Here is a 12,545-nt window from a genome sequence, read left to right on the forward strand (position 1 = left end):
GGGCGACGCGGGCCGACCGGTCAGGGCAGCGGCCACTCGTGCACGGGCCGGTTGCTGTGCATGAGGTCGACGTAGTGGCGCACCACCTCGCGCAGGGCCGCCGGCCGGTCCAGGTGGTCGGCGGACTCCAGCCGGTGCAGCGTCTCCACCTGCCAGGTCGCCCCGTTGCGCCCGGTCAGGCAGCGCTGCTCGACGATGCCGAGCAGCCGGTCCCGCTCCCGCGGGTCCACACCCCACCGGTCGAGGCCGTGGTGGGCCAGCGGCAGCAGCCGGCGCAGCACCAGCTCGGTCACCGGCAGGTAGCCCAGGCCCGGCCAGAACACCTGCGCCTCGATGCCGTACCGGGCGCAGCTCGTGAAGTTCTCCTCGGCGGCGCTGAACGACATCTGCGACCACAGCGGCCGGTCGGCCTCGGCCAGGGCCCGCACCAGCCCGAAGTAGAAGGCGCCGTTGGCGACCGTGTCGACGACGGTCGGCCCGGCGGGCAGCACCCGGTTCTCGACGCGCAGGTGCGGCCGGCCGCGCAGCACGTCGTACACCGGCCGGTTCCACCGGTAGATCGTGCCGTTGTGCAGCCGCAGCTCGGCGAGCTTCGGCACGCCGCCGGCCGCCAGCGCCTCGGCCGGGTCCTCCGGATCGCAGACCGGCAGCAGCGCCGGGAAGTAGCGCACGTTCTCCTCGAACAGGTCGAACACGCTCGTGATCCAGCGTTCGCCGAACCACACCCGGGGGCGTACGCCCTGCGCCTTGATCTCCTCGGGCCGGGTGTCGGTGGCCTGCTGGAACAGCGGGATCCGCGTCTCCCGCCACAGCTCCCGCCCGAAGAAGAGCGGCGAGTTGGCGCCGAGCGCCACCTGGACGCCGGCCACGACCTGGGCGGCGTTCCAGTAGTCGGCGAACTGCGGCGGGCTGACCTGGAGATGGAACTGCGTGCTGGTGCAGGCCGCCTCCGGGGTGATGGTGTCGGCCGTGACCGCCAGCCGCTCCACGCCGTTGATGGCGATCCGCAGATCCTCGCCGCGGGTGGCGAAGATCTGCTCGTTGAGCAGCTCGTAGCGGGGGTTGGCCGAGAGCGTCCGGGCGGTGAGGTGGTCGGGACGCAGGGTCGGCAGGATGCCGATCATGACCATGTGGGCGCCGACCGTCCGGGCCTTCTCCTCGGCGGCGTTCAGGCTGGCCCGCACGTGCTCCTCGAACTCGGCGGTGCCGGTGCCCGACAGGCGTCGCGGCGGGACGTTGATCTCGACGTTGAACTGGCCGAGCTCGGTCTGGAAGTGCGGGTCGGCGACGGCCGCCAGCACGTCGGCGTTGCGCATGGTCGGCTGCGCGTCGTCGTCGACGAGGTTCAGCTCGATCTCCAGCCCGGTCATCGGGCGGTCGACGTCGAAGCGGAACTCCCGCAGCATCTCGGCGAAGACGTCCAGGCAGCGGCGGACCTTGTCGCGGTACCGCGCCCGATCCTCCCGGCTGAAGCTCCGCACGCCGACTTCTTCGCCCATGGTCACCACCCAGTCACCGCCGGTCCTCCTAACCTCGCACGCGAACGGCGGGCGGGGGAAGACCACGAGGACTTCTCCGTACCCATCCCCGGCCCGGGTGATCCCTGTCGCGTCCGGCCGGTCGTGCCCGGTCCGGAACGCCACCACCGCTAGCATGGCCCGCCGAGAGGTGGTGGCGGTGGCGAAGCGAGACACGGTGACGCGGCTCTTCATCGGAGCGGCGATCGCCGAGGCGTGTTCCTGGCTCGGCCTGCTGGTGGGGATGGCGGTCAAGTACGGCCCGCCCGGGAACGAGCTGGGTGTGAAGGTCTTCGGGCCGATCCACGGCGGGCTGTTCGTCGCGTACCTGCTGCTCGTCCTCCTCGTCGCCCGCCGGCACCGGTGGAGCCTGCTGGCCACCGGGGTGGCCCTCGCCTGCGCCGTGCCCCCGTTCGCGACGCTCGCGTACGAGCGCTGGGCCCACCGCCGGGGGATGCTCGGCGCCGCGGCCGCCCCGGCGCGGCCGGAGCCGGCGGCGGTGCGCTGACGCCGCCGCACGACCTCACCCCGGCCGTCGGCGGGCTGGCCGCCCATCCCGGCCGGCGCCCGGGAGCACGCTGACCGCCGGCGCGCGGCTCGGCCGGTCCGCGCGCGGACCTCGCCTCAGCCGCTGCCGCCGTCCGACCCGAGCGCCGCGGCCCTGCGGGCCAGCGCCGTCAGCGTCGCCTCGTCCCGCGATCGGACCGCCGCGGCCGGGGTCAGCCAGGAGCCGCCCACGCACGCGACGTTGGGCAGCGCGAGCCATCGCGGGGCGGTGTCGGCGCTGACGCCGCCGGTGGGGCAGAACGTCAGGTCGGGCAGCGGCTGGGACAGCGCCGCCAGGTAGGCGGGGCCGCCGGCGGCCGCCGCGGGGAAGAACTTGACCGTGGTGAGGCCGGCCTCGGCCAGGGCCATCATCTCGCCGACGGTGCCGGCCCCGGGCAGGTACGGCAGGCCGGTGTCCAGGGCGGCCCGGGTGAGCCGGGCGGTCGCGCCGGGGCTCACGAGGAACCGGGCGCCGGCCGCCGCGGCCTCGTCCACCTGCGCGGCGGTCAGCACCGTGCCGGCGCCGACCACCATCTCCGGCACCCGCGTGGCGACCTCCCGCAGCGCGGGCAGCGCGGCGGGGGTGCGCAGGGTGATCTCCATGGTCCGTACGCCGCCGCGCAGCAGCGCCCGGGCCAGCGGTACGGCGTCCGCGGCGTCGTCCAGGACGACGACCGGGATGACCGGACCGAGCCGGACGAGGTCGGCCGCGGAGCGGATCGGAGTGGGCGCGTCCATCGTCAGAACACGATCGGTTGCAGCGGGATGCCGTGTTCCCGGCAGTGGTCCTCGTACCGTTTGAGCTTCGTCTCCGCCGTCTCGACGTACGCGAGGTCGCCGGTCTCCGTCACGTACTCGATCGGGCCGTGGATGGCGAACAGCGTCAGCATCGGCTCCGCGTCGGTGACGTCGGCGACCAGCGTGTGGACGTCGCCCGGCGGCTCGTAGACGTACGCGCCGGGTTCGGCGTGCCAGTCGTGCTCCAGGTAGTGCCAGCGGCCCTGCACGACCCAGCCCTCGACCTCGGACAGGTGGCGGTGCCGGTTGACGACGCCGCTGCGGGCGACCTTGAGCAGGTTGACCCAGCTTCCGGCGCGCAGGTTGATCCGCAACGGCTTGAACCAGACGTTGGCGGACCCCTGCGGGATCCAGGGCAGGTCCCGGGCCCGGACCAGCGAGTCCGAGACGGGCTGGACGTTCTCCATGATCCTCCTTGACGGTGGTGCCGGACGTGTGGCGGGCGGCGACCCCTCGCGGGACGCGGCCCGCCGGTCAGTGCGGGTGGTGGTGGCCGTCCTCGCCGTGCCGGTGCCCCACGTGGAAGTCGACGACGCGGCTGCTCACCGTGCCGGTCACCGCCGCCTCGGTGGTGAGCAGCATCCCGGTCACCGACGCCGCGGCCTCCAGGGCGCGCAGCACCACGCCGACGGGGTCGCCGACGCCCTCACCCAGCAGGTCCCGGTAGTCGCCCGTGCGCGCGTCGTACCCGACGTGCCCGGGCAGGTCCGCGACGCGCTCGGCCACCGAGGCCCCGTCCGCGCCGCCGTTCGCCGCGATCCGGCGCAGCGGTTCGCCGAGCGCGTGGCGGACCACCTCCACGCCCGCGCGCTCGTCACCGGAGGCCGGCAGCGCGGCGAGGACCGCGCGGGCCTTCACCAGGGCGCTGCCGCCGCCGGCCACCACGCCGTCGCGGGCCGCCCCGCGGGCGGCGGCCACGGCCTCCGCCACCCGCTGCCCGCGCGCCCGCCGCTCCACCTCGGTGTGGCCACCGACGCGCAGGACGCAGACCCCTCCGGACAGCCGGGCGATCCGCAGCCGGTGCCGCTCCCGCTCCCAGTCGGAGGTGGCGGCGGCCAGCTGGGCGCGGATCCCGGCGACCCGCCGGTGCCGCGCCGCCTCGGTCCCGGCGCCGCCGACGATGGTGGTGTCGGTACGGGTGACGACGACGCGGCGGGCCTCGCCGAGCATCCCGAGCCCCACGTCGGCCAGCCGCAGACCCGCCTCGGGCGTGACCAGCTCACCGCCGGTGAGGGCGGCCACGTCCCGCAACGTCTCCCGGCGGGTCTCGCCCAGCTCGGTCGCCCGCACGGCGACGCTGCGGAACGAGTCCTCCACGTTGTTCAGCAGCAGCGTGGCCAGGGCGTCGTCGACCACGTCCTCGGCGATGACGAGCAGGGGACGTCCGGTCGCCACCACCTGCCGCAGCAGCGGCAGGAACTCGGCGACCGCGCCGATGCGGCCGTCGTGCGCCAGGACGTACGGGTCGTCGAGGACGGCGACCGTCCGCTGCGGGTCGGTGACCATGTACGGGCTCAGGTAGCCCCCGGGCAGCCGCATCCCGTCGAGCAGGTCCGCCTCCGTGCCGGTCGCGTCCCACTCCTCGACGGTCACCACGCCGTCCGGTCCCACCTTCTCCCACGCGGCGGCCACCAGCTCGCCCACCTCCCGGTCGCCGGCGGCGGTGGTGGCGACGGCGGCGAGGTCGGCGAAGCCGGCGACGGGCCGCGCCTCGCGGCGCAGGTGCGCGCGGACCGCGTCGACGGCGGCGTCCATGCCGCGCCGGACCGCGACGGGGGAGGCGCCGGCGGCGACCGCCCGCAGACCGTGCCGGGCCATCGCCTGGACGAGGACGACCGCCGTGGTGCCGCCCCCGCCGGCCTCCCGCCGCGTGACCTCGGCGGCCTCCCGGACCAGCCGCCGCCCCAGGTCGGCGTACGGATCGTCGAGGGTCAGGGCGGCGGCGACCTCGGCGCCGTCGGAGGTCACCCGGGGCGGGCCGGCGGGGCGGGCCAGCACGACCGTCCGGCCGCGCGGGCCGAGGGTCACCGCGGCGGCCTCGGCGAGCGCGTCGACACCCGCCCGGAGCCGGCGACGTGCGGACTCCGCGAACAGGATCTCGGGCATGGCGGGCGCGTCCTTCCGGTCGGGGGAGCGGGGGTGCGGGGGTGCCTCCGGCTCCCGTCGCGGCTCAGGTGGGCAGCTGCGCCTTGAGGTACGCGGCCATCGACGTCAGCGACGCGTGGGCCTCCGCGTCGTCGACCCCCTCGGCCACGTCGGCGAACCGGTCGATGGCCGCCTCGCTCTGCTCGGCCAGCCGGTCGGCCGCCTCGAGGCTGGCCCGCATCCGCGCACGGTCGGCGAGCTTGACCGCCCCGGCCGCGTAGAAGCGGTTCACCAGCGCCTCGGCGTCGTCGAGCACCGGCCTGCGCCCCCGCTCCATGATCAGCGCGGCCTGGAGCATGGCGCGGGCGTAGCCGGTGTCGTAGAGCTCCCCGCCGTGCCCGCCGCCGCCGACCCCGGCGTACTGGCCGCCGATGGAGCCGTTCTCCCGGTCGAAGTCCAGCGCGCGGGGGTGTTCGGCGAGCACCCCGCGGTCGTAGCCCTGCCGGACCAGCTCCCGCATGAAGGCGAACATGTCGGTCTCGCCGTTGTCGGGGAACACCTCCGCGTACCGCTCCCGCGGCTTGTCCACCGTGACGTTGCGGTAGTGGATGTGGTTCACGCGATCCTTGGCGCCCACGTAGCGCAGGAACTCGACGGCGTCGTGGCCCACCTCGGGCGTCACCCCGGCGTGGACGGTCAGCCCGTTGGCCGGGCTGTCGTACGTGTCGATGAGGCGCTTCCAGTCGGCCACCGACGCGAGCACCTGCGGGTTGCCCCGGCTGATGACGGCGGGCGGGTCGTTGGGGTGCACCGCCAGCCGGACGCCGGCCGCCTCGGCGACGGGCACCACCCGGTCGAGGAAGTACTTGTAGTTGTCCCAGATCTGCTCGTACGTCAGCAGGGGGGTGCCCGGGCGCGGCGGCAGGTCCTTCACCGGGACGCCGTCCACCTCGCGGTGGTAGTCGAAGGCCGTGTAGCCGGCGCCGAGCCGGTCCTCGTCGTCGATCAGCTCGTAGTAGCCCTCGGTGAGCCGGTGGACGTAGAAGTTGTACTCGACCACGCGGATGCCGGCCTGGCCGGCGGCGACCAGCGACTGCCTGATGTACTCGATCTGCTGGTCGCGGCCCTCCTGCCCGCGCACGATGCTGTCGGTGATGTTGATGAGGTAGGCGGTGATGTGCAGCCCGGCCGCCTCCAGCCGCTGCCGGTCGGCGATGAGCGTGGCCGCCGTCCAGGGCAGGGGCGGCGGGTTGGTGATGAGGGCGCCGGTGACACCGGCCTGGCGCCAGCGGCGGACCGTCGCCTGGCTCGGGTTGCGCGAGAACCACTGGCACAGCCGCGGCGTGTTCGCGCTCTCCTTCACCTGCTCGGGCCACTTCAGGTACGGGTACGGCAGGCCGCTCGACCCGGCCGTACCCGCCTCGCTCGCCTCGGCGGCGGCCGGCCCGCCGCTGCCCGCGATGGTCAGACCGGCGGCCGACACGGCCGCCAGCGATGCGCCCTGCCTCAGGACGTCCCGGCGGGATTGCGCCATGATGCGCTACCTCTCGTTCGTCGGTACGGGTGGCGGTGCGGGGGTGCGTAATCGACGCCGACACGGCCGAAACTGTCTGTTACCGCGCCGTGATGCGTTTTCCGGCACTGCGGTAGGACGATGTGGCGGCGCCGTGATTGGGCGTGCGAAATCGCCGCCGGCGCCCGGTGAGGGTGGGGCTTTCGGCTCGTCCGGGTGGGCGGAAATGTGTCGACCGGGCGCGCCCTGCCGATTTCGGGCGTGGCCCGCCCCGCCGGGTCGGTGGCCCGCCACCTGCGGGGACACCGCGCGCTCAGGATGTCGGATCTCGTGCCACGGCGCCTCCCGGCGAGGTCGAATGGACACAGTCGACACAGCGGGACCAACCGTGAAGGGATCGACGGTCCCCATAACAACGCAGTAACGAAGAACCCGGGTTCGTGTTGGCAGACGCTAGCCTCGACCCTCGTCGGTTGTTAAGAACGAGTTACGAATGATGCCATCCGCATCCTTGATTACTCGTTGTCGACGCTGATCCGGTGACGCACACCCACCGATCGGCGGCGTGCCTGGCGGCAGGGGGTTCTCGGTGCTCAGGACGGATACCCGGCTGGAGTGGTTCGTCTCGTTTCTCGGCGTGGTGGACACCGGGAGCTTCGTGGCCGCCGCGGAGGCCACGCACCGGTCGCAGCCGCGGGTGAGCATGCACGTGGCGGCGCTGGAGCGGGAGGTGGGGCTGCCCCTGTTCGACCGCCGCAAGCGGCCCGTCGAGCTGACCGAGGCGGGCGCCGTCCTCGCCGTGCACGCACGCGCCGTCCTGCGCGAACTGGAGGCCGCCGAGGCGGCGATGGCGCCCTGGCGGGGCGGCGCGCGTGGGGTCGTCACACTCGGCTGTTACCCGAGCGCCAGTGCGGCGTTCGTTCCGGCGCTGCTGCGCGAGTTCGCCCGGACCGTCCCGGACGTCAAGGTGGTGCTCATCGAGCGCGCGACCCTGGAACTCGACCACGCCCTCACGACGGGCGAGGTGGACGTCTGCCTGCGTCCGATGTCACCGCCCCCGACGACCCCGTCGGTCGTCGGCCATCCTCTGTGGCGGGAGCCGCTGGTGGTGCTGCACCCGATCGACCACCCGCTGTCCGAGCTCCCGGAACCGTTGGCCGTCGCCGACGTGGCGACGTACCCGCTGGTCTCCATCGGACGCCTCGACGACGCCCAGTCCTCGGAGTTCGAGGTCTACCGGCTCTTCCGGGAGCACAGCCGCGAGCTGGAACCGGTGCAGGCGACCAACCAGCCGCAGACCCTCGTCGAGATGATCCGGGCGGGGCTCGGCGTCGGCGTCACGAACTGGCTGGCCGTACGCATCGCCGACACCGAGGGGGTGCGGATCCGCCGGATCGAGGGCGACTGCGGTCGCCGGGTCGCCGTCTACCGGGACATGTCGCGGCCCATGAACCCGGCCGCCCGCAGCCTGCTCGAACGCATCGTGCAGGCGCCCCGGCCGCCCGGCACGCAGCCCCCCGGCGCGGTGCCGGAGGCCCCCGCGATGGCGCGCTGACGTGCCACCTCGGTGCATCCGTTGTGCGGATAGGTCCATTCCGTTTCCGTTGTTAACGCCCTGCAACAACTCGCCTAGTGTCATCCGCACGCAACCGCCGGAACGGCTCGACGGGGAGGGAGGACACGGTGCGTACGCCACAGGAACCGTCTCCGACCTTCCTCCTCACCGGACGGCGGGCCCTCGTGACCGGGGCCGGAAGCGGCATCGGCCGGGCCATCGCCGTCGCGTACGCGGCGGCCGGCGCCGACCTCGTGCTGCTCTCCGAGCGGGACAACCTCGACGAGGTGGCGGAGGCGGTGCGGGCGCACGGCGCGACGGCCACCTGTGTCCGGTTCGACCTGGCCGACGTGGCCGGCCGCGCCGGGTTCGTCGAGGCCCTCCTCGACGAGCACGAGGTGGACGTCCTGGTGAACAACGCCGGCGTCATCCGCCGCGCGCCCAGCGAGACGTTCCCCGACCACGACTGGTACGACGTCATCGAGGTCAACACCCACGCGGCGTTCCACCTCGCCCGCGCGGCCGGCCGCCGCATGCTCGCCCGCGACGGCGGGAAGATCATCAACATCGCCTCGGTGCTGAGCTTCCAGGGCGGCGTCTTCGTCCCGTCCTACGCCGCGAGCAAGCACGCGATCGCCGGCCTCACCCGGGCCCTCGCCAACGAGTGGGCCGGCCGGGGTGTGAACGTCAACGCCATCGCGCCCGGCTACGTCGAGACCGCCGTCACCGAAGGGCTGCGCGAGGACCGGGAACGCCGGGCCGAGATCACCGCCCGCATCCCGGCGGGCCGGTGGGCCACGCCGCAGGACATCGTCGGGCCGGCCGTCTTCCTCGCGTCCGCGGCCGCGGACTACGTCCACGGACACATCCTCGTCGTCGACGGCGGCTGGCTCTGCCGTTGACGCTTCGCCGACAACCTCGAAAGGAGCGGGAGCACGTGACTTCCGTACCGACGCACGACATCGTCGAGGCCTACCGCGGCCTGGCGACCGCCTCGGTGGCCGACGCCGTGGAGAAGACCGGTGAGCGCGGGTACCTGACCGGTGCCATCGGCCCGGTCCTGCCCGGCAAGCTGGTCGGTCCGGCGGTGACCGTGCTCGAGGAGCCGTGCGACTGGGCCGAGCCGCCGACCCTCGCGCTGCGGGCGATCGACGAGTCGCCGGCCGGGAGCGTCCTGTGCATCGCCGCCGGCGGCGCGGACGTCGCCGTGTTCGGCGGGCTGATGGCCGCCGGCGCGGTGGTGAACGGGATCGCCGGCGCCGTGCTGGACGCCCGGGTGCGCGACATCGAGGAGATCCGGCGCGACTACCCCCAGCTGGCGATCTACGCGCGGGGCGGCGTCCCCTCGACGACGGTCGGCCGCTACCGGACGGTGAGCCTCAACGAGCCGGTCGAACTCGGTGGTGTCGTGGTGTCGCCGGGGGACCTGATCGTCGCCGACAGCGACGGCGTGGTGCGGGTGCCGGCCGACCGGATCGTCGAGATCCTCGAGATCGCGCAGGGCATCGAGAAGGCCGAACGCGAGCAGACGCAGCTGATCCACGAGTCGGGGTCCCTGCTCACCGGCCTCGCCAAGCACAACCGGGTCTGAGGCCGTGGACATCCTCGCCCTCGGCGAGCCGCTGCTGGAGTTCACCGCCGGCGACGACCGCCCGTTGGAGGCGGCGCGGACCTTCGCCGTGGGGTACGGCGGCGACACCTCCAACGTCCTCATCTCGGCCAGCCGGTGCGGCGCCGCCACCGGCTACATCACCCGCATCGGCGACGACGGCTTCGGCACGGCGCTGCTGCGACTGTGGCAGGCCGAGGGCGTGGACACCGCGCACGTCGTCCGCGAGCCCGGCGGCCGGACCGGCATCTACTTCATCTCGCGCGACGCCGCGCACAGCTCCTTCACGTACTACCGCGCCGGCTCGCCGGCCAGCCGGCTGAGCCCCGCGGACGTGCCAGGTGAGGCGGTCGCCCGGGCCCGGGCCCTGCACGTCTCGGGGATCACCCAGGCGATCAGCGTGTCCGCCTGCGACGCCGCCTTCCACGCCATGCGGCTGGCCCGCCGCCACCAGACGCTGGTCAGCTACGACCCGAACTACCGGCCGGCGCTGTGGCCGCTGGAGCGGGCCCGGGCCGTCGTGGCCCGCAGCGTCGAGTTGTGCGACGTGGCGCTGCCCAACGTGGAGGAGGGGCGGCAGCTCACCGAGCTGGACGACCCCGAGGCCGTCCTCGCGTGGTTCGCCGCGCGCGGCCCGCGCATCGTGGCGCTGAAGATGGGCGACCGGGGCGTCCTGCTCTGGGACGACGGCCGCGTCAGCGAGATCCCGCCGCACCCGGTGGTCCCGGTGGACAGCACCGGGGCCGGTGACGCGTTCGACGGGGCGTTCGTCGCCCGGCTGGTCCAGGGGGACACGCCGTCCGACGCCGCCCGCTACGCCGCGGTCGCCGGTGCCCTCACCACTCAGGGCGACGGCGCCGTCCACCCGATACCGCGGGACGCGGCGATCCGCTCCGCCCTGCGGAAGGACCCGATCACGATTCACCAGCGGAGGCGATAACCATGCCCGTTGCGAGACGTCTGCGACTCGCCGCCGTCGGCACAGCGGTGGTCCTGCTGGCCGCCGCCTGCGGCGGTGGCTCCACGGTCGACGACGACGACGGCGCCGGCGGGGCGGCGCTCACGAAGGTCCGCGCCGGCTACGTGTCGGCCATCGACCAGATCGGGCTGCCGGTCGGCCTGGAGGGCGGCTACTTCGAGGAGGAGGGGCTCGACGTCGAGCTCGCCCAGCCGTTCCCGACCGGCGTCGACGCCCTCAACGCGTTGCAGGCCGGCACCGTCGACATCATCCAGGTCGGCACGCCCCTCATCGCCGCCGCCCAGAAGGGCATCGACCTCGTGCTGCTCGGCAACTACACCGGTTCGGCCAGCCAGCGCAGCATCGACGAGACGATGGCCGTGGTGGCCGCGCCCGGCGCCGACATCGACCCGGCCGACCTGACGACGCTGCGCGGCAAGCGGATCGGCGTGTCGGTGGCCTCGATCAACCACCTCTACCTGCTGGGCCTGCTCGACTCGGTGGGGCTGTCCACGAACGACGTGAAGATCGTCAACACCGCGCCGCCGGACATGGGCGTCGCCCTGCAGACCGGCGGCGTGGACGCGGCGGTCATCTGGGACCCGTGGCCGATCGTCGTCACCGAGCAGGTGCAGGGCGCGCGGGAGATCCTGCGCGGCGGCGGGCACATCCCGTTCGTCGGATACATCGTCGCCACCCGCCAGTTCGTCGAGGGCAACCCCGAGGTCGTCGAGAAGTTCCTCACCGCACGGGCGGCGGTGGACCAGTGGATGCGCAAGAACCCGGACGAGGCCGGTGAGTCGGCGACCCGGTGGCTGCCCGGCACCAAGCCGGAGGTGGCCAGGAAGGCGATGCAGTACAACACCAAGCAGCTCGACCCGCGCTTCAGCGCGTGCAACTACCTGGCGCTCGACACGATCAGCCGGCTCCTCGCCGAGCAGGAGGTGGTGCAGCCCGGCTTCGACGTGAGCAGGTACTTCGCGCCCGAGCCGATCCTCGGCATCATGTCGGCCGAGCCGGCGCTCTTCGACGACCTTCCGGCCGTCCCGGAGGCGGCGGCGATCGGTGCCGGGTTCACCTTCGACCGTGACGAGGCGGTGAAGGCTTGTCCGTGACACTCGGCCGGACGGCCGGCCCGGGCCCGCGGGGGCGCACCGCCGCCCCCGTGGGCCGCGGCCCGCGCGCCCGCCTGGCCTCAGCGTTCTGGTTCCTGCTGCCCTTCGCCCTCCTCCTGGTCGTGTGGGCGGTCGTGGTCGCGGCCACGGGCACACCGATGCGGATCTTCCCGCAGGTGACCGACGTCGGATCGGCCATCGCCGACATGTGGGCCAGCGGCGACCTCCTGCGGCACCTCGGCGCCAGCCTGCGGCGCGTCGGCGTCGGCGCCCTGCTCGCCGTGGCGACGGCGCTGCCGTTCGGGATCGCGCTCGGCGCGAGCCCCAAACTGGCCGCCTTCTTCACCCCGCTGCTGCGGTTCTCGGTCTCCCTGGCCGGCATCGCCTGGATCCCGATCGCCACGCTCTGGCTCGGCTACAGCGACCAGGCCGTGATCTTCATCGTGTGGAACGCCATGTTCTTCGCCCTCACCTACAACGCGCTGCTCGGCGTGCAGCAGATCCCGATCGAGCTGATCCGGGCGGCGCGGTCGATGGGCACCGGGCGGCTGCGGATGTTCTGGGAGGTGCTGCTCCCGGGCGCCCTGCCCAGCGTCGTGACCGGTCTGCGGATCGGCCTCGGGTACGGCTGGCGCGGCCTGGTCGCCGCCGAGATCATCGCCAGCAGCGCCGGCCTCGGCTACGCGTTGTTCCTGGCCCAGAAGAGCTTCGACACCGACGTGGTCATCGCCTCCATGGCGATCATCGGGGTGCTCTGGCTCCTCATGGACCGGCTCGTCCTGTCGCCGTTGGAACGGCGCACGGTCGAGCGGTGGGGCATGAAGTCGGTGGTGAGCTGAGGTGGCGGAC

12 protein-coding genes are annotated in these 12,545 nt (G+C 73.7%); 7 read left to right on the top strand and 5 right to left on the bottom strand.

Features of this window, described 5'->3' with window-relative positions:
• Positions 1 to 20 precede the first annotated feature (20 nt).
• Positions 21 to 1,499, bottom strand: coding sequence for a glutamate--cysteine ligase (locus OG994_RS07345; protein ID WP_328852620.1), 1,479 nt, complete (start codon positions 1,497 to 1,499; stop codon positions 21 to 23).
• A 178-nt stretch (positions 1,500 to 1,677) separates the two neighbouring features.
• Here OG994_RS07345 and OG994_RS07350 point away from each other — a divergent pair, with 178 nt between their 5' ends.
• The gene (locus tag OG994_RS07350; protein ID WP_406104270.1) at positions 1,678 to 2,025 is read left to right on the top strand and encodes a DUF3817 domain-containing protein; all 348 of its coding nucleotides are present in this window, start codon (positions 1,678 to 1,680) and stop codon (positions 2,023 to 2,025) included.
• Between the two features lie 116 nt (positions 2,026 to 2,141).
• Here the strand turns inward: OG994_RS07350 and eda are convergent, their stop codons facing one another.
• The 4 genes from eda to OG994_RS07370 form a co-directional block, all read right to left on the bottom strand.
• Complete coding sequence (eda, locus tag OG994_RS07355) at positions 2,142 to 2,801, bottom strand: bifunctional 4-hydroxy-2-oxoglutarate aldolase/2-dehydro-3-deoxy-phosphogluconate aldolase (protein ID WP_328852622.1); 660 nt, start codon at positions 2,799 to 2,801, stop codon at positions 2,142 to 2,144.
• 2 nt (positions 2,802 to 2,803) lie between these two features.
• Positions 2,804 to 3,268, bottom strand: coding sequence for a 2,4'-dihydroxyacetophenone dioxygenase family protein (locus tag OG994_RS07360; RefSeq protein WP_328852623.1), 465 nt, complete (start codon positions 3,266 to 3,268; stop codon positions 2,804 to 2,806).
• 67 nt (positions 3,269 to 3,335) lie between these two features.
• Positions 3,336 to 4,967 (bottom strand): Hsp60 family chaperonin, encoded by a 1,632-nt coding sequence (locus OG994_RS07365; RefSeq protein ID WP_328852624.1) that lies wholly within the window; start codon positions 4,965 to 4,967, stop codon positions 3,336 to 3,338.
• 64 nt (positions 4,968 to 5,031) lie between these two features.
• Positions 5,032 to 6,480, bottom strand: coding sequence for a mannonate dehydratase (locus OG994_RS07370; RefSeq protein WP_328852625.1), 1,449 nt, complete (start codon positions 6,478 to 6,480; stop codon positions 5,032 to 5,034).
• Between the two features lie 568 nt (positions 6,481 to 7,048).
• Between OG994_RS07370 and OG994_RS07375 the strand changes: the two genes are divergently transcribed.
• The 6 genes from OG994_RS07375 (at position 7,049) to OG994_RS07400 (ending at position 12,535) form a co-directional block, all read left to right on the top strand.
• Positions 7,049 to 8,014: a LysR family transcriptional regulator gene (locus OG994_RS07375; protein ID WP_120326936.1), complete on the top strand. Its 966-nt coding sequence runs from the start codon at positions 7,049 to 7,051 to the stop codon at positions 8,012 to 8,014.
• Between the two features lie 128 nt (positions 8,015 to 8,142).
• Positions 8,143 to 8,916 carry an SDR family oxidoreductase gene (locus tag OG994_RS07380; RefSeq protein ID WP_328852626.1) on the top strand — a complete coding sequence of 258 codons (774 nt, stop codon included), beginning with the start codon at positions 8,143 to 8,145 and terminating at the stop codon, positions 8,914 to 8,916.
• A 35-nt stretch (positions 8,917 to 8,951) separates the two neighbouring features.
• Positions 8,952 to 9,605, top strand: a complete 654-nt coding sequence (locus OG994_RS07385) for an RraA family protein (protein ID WP_120326938.1) — start codon at positions 8,952 to 8,954, stop codon at positions 9,603 to 9,605.
• A gap of 4 nt (positions 9,606 to 9,609) precedes the next feature.
• Positions 9,610 to 10,563 carry a sugar kinase gene (locus OG994_RS07390; protein ID WP_328852627.1) on the top strand — a complete coding sequence of 318 codons (954 nt, stop codon included), beginning with the start codon at positions 9,610 to 9,612 and terminating at the stop codon, positions 10,561 to 10,563.
• A gap of 2 nt (positions 10,564 to 10,565) precedes the next feature.
• A complete protein-coding gene (locus OG994_RS07395) occupies positions 10,566 to 11,696 on the top strand; it encodes an ABC transporter substrate-binding protein (protein ID WP_328852628.1) in 1,131 nt (376 codons plus the stop codon).
• The gene (locus tag OG994_RS07400; protein WP_328852629.1) at positions 11,693 to 12,535 is read left to right on the top strand and encodes an ABC transporter permease; all 843 of its coding nucleotides are present in this window, start codon (positions 11,693 to 11,695) and stop codon (positions 12,533 to 12,535) included. The genes OG994_RS07395 and OG994_RS07400 overlap by 4 nt, the downstream gene beginning before the upstream one ends.
• The last annotated feature ends 10 nt before the right edge of the window (positions 12,536 to 12,545 follow it).

The organism is Micromonospora globbae, assembly GCF_036184225.1.
Lineage (GTDB): Bacteria > Actinomycetota > Actinomycetes > Mycobacteriales > Micromonosporaceae > Micromonospora > Micromonospora globbae.

Coding starts and splice junctions, on each gene's coding strand:
- OG994_RS07360 (WP_328852623.1), bottom strand. CDS start 3,268: ATGGAGAACGTCCAGCCCGTCTCGGACTCGCTGGTCCGGGCCCGGGAC.
- OG994_RS07395 (WP_328852628.1), top strand. CDS start 10,566: ATGCCCGTTGCGAGACGTCTGCGACTCGCCGCCGTCGGCACAGCGGTG.
- OG994_RS07345 (WP_328852620.1), bottom strand. CDS start 1,499: ATGGGCGAAGAAGTCGGCGTGCGGAGCTTCAGCCGGGAGGATCGGGCG.
- OG994_RS07365 (WP_328852624.1), bottom strand. CDS start 4,967: ATGCCCGAGATCCTGTTCGCGGAGTCCGCACGTCGCCGGCTCCGGGCG.
- OG994_RS07370 (WP_328852625.1), bottom strand. CDS start 6,480: ATGGCGCAATCCCGCCGGGACGTCCTGAGGCAGGGCGCATCGCTGGCG.
- eda (WP_328852622.1), bottom strand. CDS start 2,801: ATGGACGCGCCCACTCCGATCCGCTCCGCGGCCGACCTCGTCCGGCTC.